Below are 12,761 nucleotides of genomic sequence, written 5' to 3' on the forward strand. Positions count from 1 at the left end.
GGTACGCCAGCGCCCGAGCGGGGCACCGGGTTACGTGCGTCGCGCTAGGCGGGTGCGGTGGTGCTGGTGGCGACGGCGGCGTCTTCCGCGGAGCTCGGCGTGCTGCCGCTGCGGCTGATCGCGCGTTCGTCGGTGCCGAGGTAGCTGGCGATGACCTTCGGGTCGTCGCGAACGGTCCCAGGGGTGCCCTCGGCGATGACGCGCCCGGTTTCGAGGCAGTAGACGCGGTCGCTGATGCCCATGATCAGTGGCATGTCGTGCTCGATGACGAGCATGGCCGCGTCGAGCTCGCGGCGGATCTCCTGGATGAGGGGGCCGAAGGCCTCCGTTTCTCGTTGGGCGACGCCGGCGGTCGGCTCGTCGAGGCAGAGCAGGCGGGCGTCGAGGGCGAGCAGCCCGGCGAGCTCGACGATGCGGCGGGTGCCGGTGGACAGGTCGGCGATGAACGCGTCGGCGTAGCGGCCGAGGCCGAGGAAACCGATCAGATCGTCAGCCGCCGAGCGCTGGGCGCGTTCGCGGGTGAACGTGTGCGGCAGGTGCAGGGCGGTGGACAGCAGCCCGGTGCGGCCACGCGCTTCCAGGGCGATCTGCACGGTCTGGCGGACGGTGAGCTCGGGGAAGAGGGTCGCGGCCTGGAAGGTGCGTCCAAGCCCGGCCCGGGCCCGGGTGGTGGGGCCGTCGGCAGTGACGTCGCGGCCCAGGAGCTCGACGGTGCCGGTGGCGGGGGCAAAGCCGCCGATGGCGTTCATCAGGGTGGACTTGCCGGCGCCGTTGGTGCCGATCAGGCCCACGATCTCGCCGGGCGCGACCTGGATCGAGACGCCGTCGACCGCGGTCAGACCGCCGAAACGGACCCGCACGTCGTTGGTCCGCAGCATTGGCTGGTCCGCCGGGAGCGGCTCGCGGGGGACGGTGCGGGTGAGCGCCCTGGCGGGGGCGACCTCGGGCTTGGCCGCCGGCGCGGGGCCGAGCCGCCGGTCGGCGAGGCGTAGCAGGGCGTCGCGGGCGGCGTAGCCGATCTGGACGAGGCCGCCGGGGAAGTAGAGCAGCAGGATGAGCAGGCCGAGGCTGGAGGTGAGCAACGGGACGAGGTCGTTGCCGGGGAAGATCGCCGGCAGGCCGATGACCCAGAGCGCGCCGAGCACCGGGCCGTAGATCGAGCCGAGGCCGCCGATGACGACGATGGAGACCAGGGCGAGCGAGTCGGCGGACAGGAAGTACCTGTCGGAGTACGGCACGTTCTGGACCGCGCCGGCGAGCAGGCTTCCCCCGAGGCCGGCGATCCCGCCGCCGAGCGCGAACGCCTGCAGCTTCACCCGGGTCGCGCCCACCGTGTAGGCCGCGGCGGTCGTCGCGTTGTCGCGGACCCCGATGGTGGTGCGCCCGATCCCGGAGCGGCGCAGCCGCGCGACGACGGCCAGCACGACGGCGAGCACGACCAGGACGAGGTAGTAGTAGGCGCGCTGGCTGGTGATGTCGATGCCGAAGGCGGTGTCGCGGGTGAACGAGGCCGTGTGGGCGCCGGAGTCCTGGAAGATCTCGCGACGGTAGAGGTACTGCTCGGCGGCGATCCCGAACGCGAAGGTGCTGACCGCGAGCAGCAACCCCCGTACGCGTAGCGCCCCCGCCCCGACAATGGCGGCGATCACACCTGTGAACACACTGGCCAGCGCCACCGCGGCCGGGAACGGCAGCGCGCTCAGCGCCACGGTGCTGCCCCCGGCCGAGAACTCCAGCCCGCGGTTCAGCGCCGCGGCGGTCAGCGCCCCGAGCCCGGCGAACGCCATCTGGCCGAGCGAGAGCTGACCGGCCCAGCCGGTGAGGATGGTGACCGAGGCGGCGCAGATCGCGTAGCCGAGGATCACCGTGTAGAGCAGCTGCCGCGACGCCTGCGGCACCAGCAACGGCAGCACGACCGCCAGCACGCCCAGAAGGAGGAGCGGGGCGCGTTCGAGTTGGCGGACCCACCACAGGTCGCGCAGCCGTTCGGGGATCGGGGCGGCCTTCGGGGCGAACGAGAACGACGAGGTCTCGGTGTCACGGCCGCGGCTGACGAGGAACACCGCCGCCAGGACCAGCAGGAAGATGACGAGGTCGGTCAGGCCCGGCTGGGCCAGCCAGTTGAACTGGATGAACGACTGCAACAGCCCCAGCACGACGCCAGCGAGCAGCGCGACGCGCATCGACGTCATCCGGGCGATCACCGCCGCGGCTAGCGCCCGCATCAGGGTGGTCGGGCCGAGGGTGGTGATCTGCGTGAGGGACTTGTTCTGCGCCGAGATCAGGATCAGGCAGAGCGTTCCGATCAGGCCGGCCAGCGCCCACATCGCGGTAGAGACGATCTTCGGGCTGATGCCTTGTAGCCTCGCCAGCTCGGGATTGCTCGCCGACGCTCGTACCGTGCGGCCGAGCACCGTACGGCTCAGGAACAGGCCGAGCAGGAGCGCGACGAGCGGAACCGTGACCAGCGCGCTCAGCTGCGCGCCCGTGATCCGCAGGCCGTCGACCGGCGACCACGACCCGCCCCACGGCACCGGATACGACTCCTTCGCGAAGTCCTCCAGGTCCGGAAGGCCCGTGACGATGGTGAGCGCCAGCTGCGCGACACCAATCGTCGCCACCAGCAGGATCACCCGCGGCGCCCGGAACAGCCGACGCACCACGGCGAGGTCGACCAGGGCGCCGAACAGCGTCCCGACGACGAGCGCGATGACCAGGGCGATCCAGTACGGCACGTTCCACCGCACCACGAGCAGCGCGAACAGCACGGAGCCGACGAGACCCATGTTCGCGACCGCGAAGTTGATGACCCGCGTCGAGCGGTGGACCAGCACGATGCCGATCGCGAGCAGGCCGATGACCAGGCCGCCGACACCGCCGTCGAACAGCAGCTGGGTAGTGGGCATCTGCATGGCGGGTCAGCCACCTTCCCGGCCGAGGAACACCGCACGGGCCAGGTCGTCGCGTTCGGCGAGCTCACGGGCCGGCCCGGTGAACCGGACCTGCCCCTTCTCCAGGAACACCGCCCGATCGGCGACGGCGAGGGCGATGTTCAGCGACTGCTCGACGACGACGATCGTCAGCCCGTCCGCCTTGAGCCGCTCCAGGATCACCAGCAGGTCCTGCACCACCGCCGGCGCCAGCCCGAGCGACAGCTCGTCGATCAGCAGCACCTCGGGGTCGTGCAGCAGCACCATCGCGAGCGCGAGCATCTGCTGCTGCCCACCGGACAACGAGCCGGCGAGCTGCGACTGCCGGCCGGCAAGATCCGGGAAAAGGTCCAGGACGTAGGCGAACCGGCGGTCGCGATCGGTCCGGTCACGGCGGATCCGGAAGGCCGCCATCTCCAGGTTCTCCCGGATCGTCATGTCCGGGAACACACCCTTGCCACCCGGCAACAGGTGCACGCCGTACTTCCCCCGCTGCTCCGGCGCGACATAGGTGATCGTCCGGCCGTTCAGCCGCACCACGCCCCGCGACGGCGTGCCGAGCCCGCAGATGACCTTCAGGATCGTCGACTTGCCGGCGCCGTTCGTGCCCAGCAGCGCCAGCGTCTCGCCACGGCGGACCTCGAACCCGACGTCGAACAGCACCTGCACGTGCCCGTAGGAGAAGTCGACGCCGTTGACCTGCAGCACCGGGACGTTCTCCGGGTCGGCCCGCTGCCGGTCGCGCTCGGCGAGTTCCTCGCGCAGGTCCGCGACCACCAGCGACAGGTCGTTCTTCACGAACGACGCCCCGCGGATCATCATCAGCCCGCCGACCAGCGTCGCCGGAATACCGACCACCAGCACCGCGACCCGAGGGTCATAGGCATTGCTGATCAGACCCGACAGCAGGGCACCACCGGTGGCACCGACGAAGAACATGTAGACGGCGGCCAGCGCGATCCCCAGACCGCGCAGCCGGTAGGGCACCACCGACTGCACCACCGGGCCGACCATCGCGAACGCCACCGAGGCGAACACCGCGCCGGGAATGCTCAGCAGCATGAACCCGACCCAGCCCGGCATGAACCATTGGATCGGCAGCAGCACCGCGCCCGGCAGCACGCACAGCCCGAGCAGCTTCACCGCACGCTCGGGGTCGCGGTGATAGAGCCGGTCATAGCGCGGAGCGACGACCGGCAGGGCGACGACCAGGGCGGCGCCGCCGAGGGAGCCCATCAGGCCCCGCTGGAACGTCGACATCCCGTAGTGGTCATCCGCCCAGAGATTCGCCAGGACGGTCGTGGTGAACAGGCTGAAGCCGAGCGCGGAGAACGCAATGATCGACGTCTTCACGGTGCGGATCCGCATCAGCCGGGCGAACGCGGCCTCGATCGAGATCGGCATCGCCTCGCCGTCCTCGACCACCTCGCCGAGCACCGATTTCATCTCGTGCTGGCCGCGCGGCGGCTCCGGCAGCCGGAACGCCACGACCGCGACCAGCAGGGCCGGCAGCCCGAGGATGAAGAACGGCCAGCGCCAGCCGTCATCCCCGCCCGCCAACGTCGCGATCCCCGCGACCAGCAGCGGGCTGAGCGCACCGGCGGCCCGCGCCGCGCCGTACACCGACGCCGACAGCCGGCCCCGCACCCCGATCGGATAGGCATCCGCGATCAGCGAGCCGTGCACCGTGTTGTTGCTCGACTTCGCCACCCCGACCCCGAACCGGGCCAGGAAGAAAAGGAACGCGTTCGCCGCCAGGCCGGAGGCGAGCACCATCACCGAGAAAACAACACCGGCCCAGCCGATCACCCGGCTACGCCGGAAGTGGTCCGCCATCCAGCCCATCGGCAGCGCGCCCAGCACCAGGAACGCGCCAGCCGCGGCCGAGATGAAAACGATCGCGCCGTCGGACAGCCCGAACGCGTCCCGGATGTCCGGCGCCAGCACCGACAGCGCCGCCGACTCCAGCTCGTCCAGCGCGTTCAGCAGCACCAGGACCAGGAACGTCAGCGAACCGCCCGCGGCCAGCCCCTGACGCAGCGACAGCGCCTCACCGCCAACACCTGGGAGTAACTCGTCCGCGAACAGGACCTCACGCCGTGCCTGTGCCTGCTGCTCCTGGCGGTCCGCCTCCGCGTCGATCAGGCCCGCGGCCAGCCCGGCGACCGAGGAGGCGGCGCCGGGGGCGGCATCGGTGGGGGCGCTCACGACCGCGCCCGATCGGGGGGCGCTGGCCGGAACTCGAAGATGTCGGACACCACTGGCCTACTTCCCGGGCGTTGTCAGCGAGGCGGGAGACGCGTCGCGGACGGTCGTGCTGGACAGGTAGGAGCGCCGGCCTTCGAGGACGGCCACGTCGCCCACGACCTCGAAGGCGCCGCGCAGCCGGATGTCGTCGGACGAGCCGCCCACGAGGACCTGGACCGGCCCGGGCTCCAGGAGGAAACGTCCGTCGAGACCGACGTAGCCGAGCTGGCTCATCGCCACGGCGAACTCCACGGTCGCCGCCGCGCCAGGGGCGAGGCTGATCCGGGTGAAGCCGACCAGCTCCTGGGCGGGCCGGGTGACACCGGTCGCCTGGTCGGCGAAGTAAAGCTGCACGACCTCGTCACCGGCGCGTTCACCGGAGTTCCGCACGGTCAGGCGGACGGTCACCGCCGCGTCGACATCGACGGCGGCCTCGACATCCGAGGGGCTGATCGCGAGGTCGGTGTAGTCGAACGTGGTGTAGCTCAGGCCGTGGCCGAACGCGAACAGCGGGGTCGACGGCAGATCCAGGTAGCCCTGGTGCATGTCCTGGTCGGTGCGCCGGTAGCCGGTGCCGGTCGGCTGGCCGGAGTAGACCGGCGCCTGCCCGGAATGGCGGGGAATCGAGATGGGGAGCTTCCCGCCGGGGCTGATGTCTCCGAACAGGGCCCCGGCCAGGGCCGTCGCGGCGTGCTGGCCGCCGTAGTAGCCGTACAGCAGCGCAGGCAGGTCGTCGACCACGTGGGTCAGCGCCATCGGCCGGCCGGTGAGGATGACGCCGACGCACGGGGTGCCGGTGGCGGCGACCGCCTGGACGAGCGCGACCTGGTTCGCCGGCAGGTCGAGGTTCGCGGTGTCGCTGCCCTCGCCTTCGGTGATGCCCGGCGTGAACCAGCCTCCCCGCCCGCCGAGGGCGAGGATCACCACGTCGGCGTCCCGGGCCGCCGCCACCGCCGCCGGGATGTCGGCCGGTTCCCCGTCCTGGACGCCGCACCCGGCGGTCACCGTCACCTCGGCGCCAGGGGCGGCGGCGCGGACGGCCTCGGCCAGGGACCGTGCGCCGTACATCTCGCGCAGGTAGTCGTCGACCGACGTCCCCAGCGGGCCCGAAAGCTCCTCGATCATCATTCGGACGGTGTCGTCCGAGATCGTTCCAGCCATCTGCTCGGTGCCGGGAATGTTGACCCGTTCTCCCCGGAACCGGGAGGCGAGCAGTTGCAGCGCGCCCGGATAGGTGTACGCCGGGAAGGCGACCGCGACGCCGTCCGCGTGCGGGCCGACGACCGCGACCCGCCGAAGGCCGCGGGACAGCGGAAGCAGGCCGTCGTTCTTGAGGAGGGTGACGGACCGCTGGGCGAGACGGCGGGAGAGCTCGACGCCGTCGCGAGCCGTCGCGTTGATGACGACCGGGTCCTCGGGGACGTAGGGCGTGTCGAACAGGCCAAGGGCGAACTTGTCCCGCAGCACCCGCCAGCACGCCTGGTCCAGCTGCTCCACCGGGACCGCGCCGCGACGCACCGCCTGGGCGAGGACGGGGCCGTAGCCGTCGGGAATCGGCAGCTCGACGTCCAGGCCGGCGGCCAGCGCCAGCCGGCCGGCCTCCTCGGAGTCGCGGGCGACCCGCAGCCGACGGTGCAGGTGGCCGATGGTGTCGTAGTCGGACACGACGGTCCCGGTGAACCCGAGGCGGTCGCGCAGCAGGTCGGTGAGGATGTCGCGGCTCGCGCCCGCCGGGACGCCGTCGACGGTGCTGTAGGAGTTCATCACCGACGCCAGCCCGGCCAGCTTGATGGCGGCCTCGAACGGGCGGGCGTACACCTCGTACAGCTCGCGCGGCCCGACGGCGGTCCGGGCCATGTTCTGGCCGGCCTCGGTGAGGCCGTAGCCCAGGAAGTGCTTGCCGGTGGCGATGGCGCCCTCGCGCAGGTCGGTGCCCTGCAGGCCGCGAGTGAACGCGACGCCCATCGCCGAGACCAGGTACGGGTCCTCGCCGTAGGTCTCGTGCACCCGCCCCCAGCGGCCGTCGCGGGCCACGTCCATCACGGGCGACAGGACGAAGGGGTGGCCGATCGCCCGGACCTGCCTGCGCAGGACGCCCGCCATCTCCTCGACCCCGGCCGGATCCCAGGTCGCGGCCAGGCCGATCGCCGTCGGGAACGACGTGAACCCGGGCGACACCACCCCGTTCAGCGCCTCCACATGGAAGATCGCCGGGATGCCGAGCCGGGTGCGGGCGACCAGGAACCGCTGGATCTCGTTGACGGCCTTCGCCACCCGGTCGGGCGTCTTGTGGCCCAGCATCCCGAGTGCCGCGACGTGCCCGATCCCCAGCCCGAGGGCGCGCTCCGCCTCGTCCTGGCGCAAGCCGTCGACGCCGAGAAGCCCGGTCGGCATCGTCGCGGTGACCTGCTGCGCCTTCTCCTCGACGGTCATCGCCCGCAGGAGCTCGGTCGCCCGATTCTCAGGACTCGCGGCGGCACCCAGGCTCATCCATGACTCCTTGCCAGGTTCGGCTGGCCGTCCGGAGGACCCCGTGCCCGTCATCGCGGCTCCTCCGCCCGGCCCGCCGGCAGCGCCTCGATGCGGGTGGTGGCGGGTGGACAGCCATCGGCTGTGACGGTCACCGTGATCGCGCCGGGCGCGGTCGGGCGGATGACGGCGAGCGCGCGCCCGTCGTAGGTCGTCCGGACGGTGTCGAAGAAGTTCTCCTCCGACCGCGGGTCCGCGCTGCCAAAACCCGCCAGCACACCCGGCCCGGCGACCTCCACGGCCACCCGTCGGTCGGCCGTGTTGAAAAGGTTGCCGGCGCCGTCGACCAGGCTGACGGCCACGAACGCGAGGTCGCGGTCGTCGGCCGTGATCCTGGCCCGATCGACCGCGGCCTCTAGTCGAACCTCGCCTGCGGCCGAGTTCAGGGACATCCGGCCGGTCTCGTGCCCGTCGATGTAAGCGACGGCGGTGAGTTCACCAGGCTCGTAGATGGTGTCGAACGCGGCGATAAACCGGTTCTTCTCCCCCGCCGGCGCCGTGGCGACCGAACGGCCGTTGACCAGCAGCTCGACCTCGTCCGCGGCCGAGTAGACGTCGATCCGGACCGGCCCGTCCTCGTGGCCGCCCCAGCTCCAGCTGGCCACGGAGTCACTCCACGACCACCACGTCGCCAGCCGGACCCGCTGGCCGTACCGCTCGGGACGATGGACGGCGATGAAGGGCTCGGCCCGCAGACCGAAGACGATCTCCCGGTAGTAGGAGGCGGGACGACGATGGCCGGTGATGTCGATGTCACCGCACCACGCCGCCAGCCACGGATAGGCGCCCTGATGGTCTGGCATCGCGCCGGCCGACGGCTCGGGGTCGCCCTGGTACTCGACCCGGCCGATCCCCGGCTCGCCCAGGTAGTCCCAGCCGGTCCAGGTGAAGTCCCCGATGACGTGGCTGTTGTCCTGGACGAGCCGCCAGTTGCGATCGATGTCCGACGGATGCGTCTCGGTACCGACGATCACCCGGTTGGGAAACAGCGTCCGGTCCAGCTGATATCGGGAGTCGAGATAGTTGTAGCCGGCGACATCCAGGTACGCCATGGACTCCGCGGTCCGCGTGGTGACGATCTCGGAGGTCATCAGCGTCGGCATGAACTCGCGAAAGCGAGTCATCAGATCGTTGACGTCGCCGGTCGTGTCGGTGGTTGAAGCGACGTCCGCGCTGGGCTTCTCCGCGGGCCCCGTTCCGCCACCGGCCATGACCGAGAACAGGTCCGGCCCGGCGGCCAACAGGCCGTTGACGGCGTTCGTGACGAACCGGGTGCCGTCGAGCTCACGGACCTTCTCGGCGAGCCGGCGACCGAGCACCGCCCCGGGCGCGGTGCCCACCTCCGGGATCTCGTTGCCGATGCAGTAGAAGACGACGCAGGGGTGGTTGACGTCCTTCATCACCATCGCGCGCACGTCCGACTCCCAGCTGGCAAGGAAGTCGCCGGCATAGTCGTGAGCGGACTTCGACCGCGTCCAGACGTCACTGAGCTCGTCCATCACGAGCATGCCGAGCTCGTCGCACGCGTCGAGCAACGCCCTGCTGATCGGGTTGTGAGCGCTACGGATCGCGTTGAAGCCGGCCTGCTTGAGGATCTCCACCCGGCGCCACTCGGCCCGGTCGATGGTGGCCGCGCCGAGCAAGCCGTTGTCGTGGTGGATGCAGGCACCGCGCAGCTTTACCGGTTCGCCGTTGATCCGAAGACCCCGCCGGGTATCGACGGTCAGCGAGCGGATCCCGAAAGGCGTCGCCTGTTCGTCGAGACGGTCAGAGTCGGCGGTGACGGTCGTCCGGCACGTGTAGAGGTGCGGATGCTCCACGCCCCACAGCCGAGGCCCGACCACGGTCAGGCGCTGACGCAGGACGGCTTCGTCGCCGGGAAAAATGGTGACCGGCGCGACGTCCCTGGCGACGACCTCGCCGTCGGCGTCCACGATCTCGGTGGTCACCTCGACCGTCCGCGTCACGGCCGACTCGTTCTGGATCTCGGTTGCCACCGCCACGATGGCCAGCTCGTCGTCGATGACCGGGGTCGTGACGCGCACGCCGTCGAGCGCCAGGTGCAGCAGGTCGGCGACGATGATGCTCGTGCCGCGGTAGATGCCTCCGCCGGTGTACCACCGGCTGTCGTCCTGGCTGCGCGCCTCCACGCGTACCTCGTTGTCCGCTCCGTACCGCAGCAGGTGGTCGGCGCGGATGTGGAAGGTGGAGTAGCCGCTGGCGCACTGTCCCGCCAGGTCGCCGTTGAGGTAGACCCGGGCGTGGCGGTAGACGCCCTCGAACTCGAGCGTGACCCGCCGCGCGCGGTGCTCCTCCGGCACGAAGAACGTCTTCGTGTACTCGTAGCCATCCGCCGGGAAGTAGCCGCGGTGACCCGCCTCCGGATCCGAACCGTCCCGCTCGCGGCACACCATCGCGTCGTGCGGCAGCCGGACCGGCTCCCACCCGTCGTTCACCCGGCCTAGCAGCGCCTGAAACGAGTCACGCTTCCGGCGGTACGACCAGCCGTCATTGAACGATCTGCGGATCAATCCAGCTCTCCCGGTCGTGTGACAGCCTCGGCTGCCACGACAGGTGACAGCCGCAGGCAAGGCGTCCCTGCGGCGGGCATGAGGCAGGAGGCGGTGAACCTGGTCGGATGACACGCCTCGTGCCCGACGCCACTAGCGGGTGCTAGTGACGCGGAACGTAAGCTAGCATCGGCGACTAGCACGCACAAGTCCAACGTGTTTCGGACCGACGTGACGGGAGGGCGGGCGGTGGCCGTGCCTGAGCCGACCACCAGTCGGCGGGTAACCGCCCTGGATGTGGCCCGCGAAGCGGGCGTCTCGCGGGCAACCGTCGGGTTCGTCCTGAACAACACCCCAGGCCAGACGATCCCGGAGAGCACCCGCGAACGGGTGCTACGGGCCGCCGAACGCCTCAGCTACCGGCCGAACAGCGCCGCACGCGCCCTCGCCAGCGGACGCAGCCGCATCATCCTGCTCGTGCTGCCCGACTGGCCGGTGGAGTTCCGGATGCGCGACTACCTGGACGAGGTCTCCCTCGTGCTGGACCAGGCCGGGTACTCACTGGTCACCTACACCCGCCACCCCGACCAGGCGGCCCGGCCACTCTGGGAGTCCCTCAACCCTGACCTGGTGGTCGGCACTCTCCCGTTCAGCGCACCCGACGTCGCGTCCATGCTCGCGTGCGGAGTCCGGCAGATCTATCCAGATCCCGACCGCCCGGACCTTCCCGACGTATCCCTCGCGATCAGCGCCGGACCGGAACTCCAGGTCGACCACCTCCACGAGCGCGGCCACCGCAATCTGATCTTTGCCGCCTTCGGCGAGGCGCGCACATCCTCACTGGTCCTCGCCCGACACCAGGCGGCATCCGACCGAGCACGTTCTCAGGGCCTGGCGGCACTCGGGTTGGAGCGCATCAACTACCGGGATGCCACCCCTGACGACGCGGTCCGCCGATGGCTCCACGCCGGTATCACCGGCGTGGTCGCGTTCAACGACGACGTCGCCGCCGCCGTCGTCAGCGCGGCGATACGCGCCGGCGTGCGGATGCCCGAGGATCTCGCGGTGATCGGCCACGACGACTCCCCCATCGCGACGATGTTCGTACCCGCGCTGTCCACCATCCAGATCGATACAGCCGCCCTCGGACGCGGATTCGCCGAGTTCGTACTCCACAGGGTCGAACGCCGTCCCCTGCCCGCCTCGCGCGCCTTGCCGAAACCCACCGTCGTGCGACGCGAGACCACCTGAACCACCGCAAGGCGCGACCGATTTCGCGACCGATGTGCGGGCTTGCCCGGGGGTACTGAAACAGGCATGTTGGTAGACCCAAGCGTCGACTAGTGCGTGCTAGCGTTGGGCTGCGTGAACGTCAATCCGATCCTGCCCGGCTTCCACCCGGACCCGTCGATCTGCCGGGTCGGCGCGGACTACTACCTCGTGACCTCGAGCTTCGAGTACTTCCCGGGGGTGCCGATCTTCCACAGCACGGACCTCATCGGCTGGGAACAGCTCGGCAACGTCCTCGACCGCCCCACCCAGCTGAACGTGGCCCCGGGCCTGGCCTCGGCCAGCACCGGGATCTTCGCGCCGACCCTGCGCCACCACGACGGCAGGTTCTGGCTCGTGACGACGAACTTCGCCGACGTCCGCAGGGGCCATCTCATCGTCCACACGACCGACCCGGCCGGCGCCTGGACCGACCCGGTGCACACCGGCGGCGCGACGGTCGGGATCGACCCCGACCTGGCCTGGGACGAGGACGGCACCTGCTATCTGACGTGGTGCTTCCCCGGCCAGATCATGTAGGCCGTCGTCGACCCCGAGAGCGGGAAGCTGCTCTCCGAGCCCCAGAAACTGTGGAGCGGCACCGGGCTCGCACACCCCGAAGGCCCGCACCTTTTCCGCCGGGACGGCTGGTGGTACCTCGTCATCGCCGAAGGCGGCACCGACCGGGGCCACGCCGTGTCGATCGCGCGCTCGCGCTCCATCACCGGTCCCTTCACCGGCAACCCCGCCAACCCGATCCTCACCCGGAGCGTCACCCTGGCGGCGGGCCGGGCCCCCGACGCGACCGAAGCCAGGCGCCTGCTGGCCGTGCGCGTCCAGGACCAGCACTGGCAGGCCACCGCGACGCTCCCCGAGGGGGACGCGTGCCTGACCGTCCGGATCGACGACGCGCACTGGGTCGCCGTCGAGCGGCGCGGGGACGTCCTCGCCGCCAGGATGGTCCTCGGCCCGCTCGACCAGACCCTCGCGACCGCCGCCGGAATCAGCGCGGACGACGCCCTGGCCGTCCGCGCCGTGGCGCACGCCGACGCCGCCACCTTCCGCGCCGGACCCGACCAGCTCGAGCTGGGCCACCTCACCGGCGGCGCGTTCCGGCCGCTCGCCACGGTCGACGGGCGCTACCTCTCGACCGAGGTCGCCGGCGGCTTCACCGGGCGCGTCGTCGGCGTCGAGGCGATCGGCACCGACGCCGTGCTGTCACGGTTCGAGTACCGGGCCCTGGAGCCGGCCATGCCCTGAGTTGGTCCGAGGTTGG

The 12,761-nt window shown here is 70.9% G+C and carries 6 protein-coding genes and 1 pseudogene; 3 read left to right on the forward strand and 4 right to left on the reverse strand.

Annotated elements, in window-relative coordinates; all coding sequences use genetic code 11:
• Positions 1-44: 44 nt before the first annotated feature.
• From FRCN3DRAFT_RS0223815 to FRCN3DRAFT_RS0223830, 4 genes are read right to left on the reverse strand one after another with little or no spacing between them, the layout of a single operon-like run.
• Positions 45-2,912, reverse strand: coding sequence for an ABC transporter permease subunit (locus FRCN3DRAFT_RS0223815; RefSeq protein ID WP_007513265.1), 2,868 nt, complete (start codon positions 2,910-2,912; stop codon positions 45-47).
• A gap of 6 nt (positions 2,913-2,918) precedes the next feature.
• A complete protein-coding gene (locus FRCN3DRAFT_RS0223820) occupies positions 2,919-5,138 on the reverse strand; it encodes an ATP-binding protein (protein ID WP_007513266.1) in 2,220 nt (739 codons plus the stop codon).
• A 57-nt stretch (positions 5,139-5,195) separates the two neighbouring features.
• A complete protein-coding gene (locus FRCN3DRAFT_RS0223825) occupies positions 5,196-7,667 on the reverse strand; it encodes a beta-glucosidase family protein (protein ID WP_007513267.1) in 2,472 nt (823 codons plus the stop codon).
• Positions 7,668-7,717: 50 nt separating this feature from the next.
• On the reverse strand, positions 7,718-10,237 hold the full coding sequence (locus FRCN3DRAFT_RS0223830) for a glycoside hydrolase family 2 TIM barrel-domain containing protein (RefSeq protein ID WP_007513268.1): 2,520 nt from the start codon (positions 10,235-10,237) through the stop codon (positions 7,718-7,720).
• A 228-nt stretch (positions 10,238-10,465) separates the two neighbouring features.
• Here FRCN3DRAFT_RS0223830 and FRCN3DRAFT_RS0223835 point away from each other — a divergent pair, with 228 nt between their 5' ends.
• The 3 genes and pseudogenes from FRCN3DRAFT_RS0223835 (at position 10,466) to FRCN3DRAFT_RS58235 (ending at position 12,745) form a co-directional block, all read left to right on the forward strand.
• Complete coding sequence (locus FRCN3DRAFT_RS0223835; protein WP_007513269.1) at positions 10,466-11,467, forward strand: LacI family DNA-binding transcriptional regulator; 1,002 nt, start codon at positions 10,466-10,468, stop codon at positions 11,465-11,467.
• A gap of 114 nt (positions 11,468-11,581) precedes the next feature.
• Positions 11,582-12,244: pseudogene (locus FRCN3DRAFT_RS58230) on the forward strand (glycoside hydrolase family 43 protein); the annotation flags it as partial.
• 18 nt (positions 12,245-12,262) lie between these two features.
• The gene (locus FRCN3DRAFT_RS58235) at positions 12,263-12,745 is read left to right on the forward strand and encodes a beta-xylosidase family glycoside hydrolase (protein ID WP_342435731.1); all 483 of its coding nucleotides are present in this window, start codon (positions 12,263-12,265) and stop codon (positions 12,743-12,745) included.
• The last annotated feature ends 16 nt before the right edge of the window (positions 12,746-12,761 follow it).

This window comes from Pseudofrankia saprophytica (assembly GCF_000235425.2).
GTDB lineage: Bacteria > Actinomycetota > Actinomycetes > Frankiales > Frankiaceae > Pseudofrankia > Pseudofrankia saprophytica.

Bases quoted from the DNA above. Each gene is read 5' to 3' on its own strand.
- FRCN3DRAFT_RS0223815 (WP_007513265.1), bottom strand. From the start codon at position 2,912: ATGCAGATGCCCACTACCCAGCTGCTGTTCGACGGCGGTGTCGGCGGC.
- FRCN3DRAFT_RS0223825 (WP_007513267.1), bottom strand. From the start codon at position 7,667: ATGAGCCTGGGTGCCGCCGCGAGTCCTGAGAATCGGGCGACCGAGCTC.